Genomic DNA, 570 nt, shown 5'->3' on the forward strand with positions numbered 1-570 from the left:
CCTGGTCGGCATCACCGCCTTTGCCAGCGACGCAGACGCCACCATCAATGCCGTCACCTACAGCCTGTCCGGCAATCCCGGCGGCCTGTTTGCCATCGATCCCGCCACCGGTGTGGTCACCGTCGCCACCGCCATCGACCGTGAAGCCCTCGGTGCCAGCGTGAATATCGAGGTCACCGCCACCAGTGCCGATGGCTCCAGCCAGGCGCAGACCTTCACCATCGCCATCAACGATGTCGACGAGTTCGATGTCACTACCCCGACCGACACCAACGCCGCCGCCAATGCCGTCGACGAGAACATCGCCATCGGCTCCCTGGTCGGCATCACCGCCTTTGCCAGCGACGCCGACGCCACCATCAATACCATCACCTACAGCCTGTCCGGCAATCCCGGCGGCCTGTTTGCCATCGATCCCGCCACCGGTGTGGTCACCGTCGCCACCGCCATCGACCGTGAAGCCCTCGGTGCCAGCGTGAATATCGAGGTCACCGCCACCAGTGCCGATGGCTCCAGCCAGGCGCAGACCTTCACCATCGCCATCAACGATGTCGACGAGTTCGATGTCAC

At 64.4% G+C, this 570-nt stretch carries 1 protein-coding gene; it reads left to right on the top strand.

Annotated elements, in window-relative coordinates; translation table 11 throughout:
• On the top strand, positions 1–570 hold a 570-nt coding region (locus tag KW824_RS20605), incomplete at both ends, for a cadherin repeat domain-containing protein (protein ID WP_218410880.1).

The organism is Aeromonas sp. sif0611 (genome assembly GCF_019218845.1).
GTDB lineage: Bacteria > Pseudomonadota > Gammaproteobacteria > Enterobacterales > Aeromonadaceae > Aeromonas > Aeromonas media.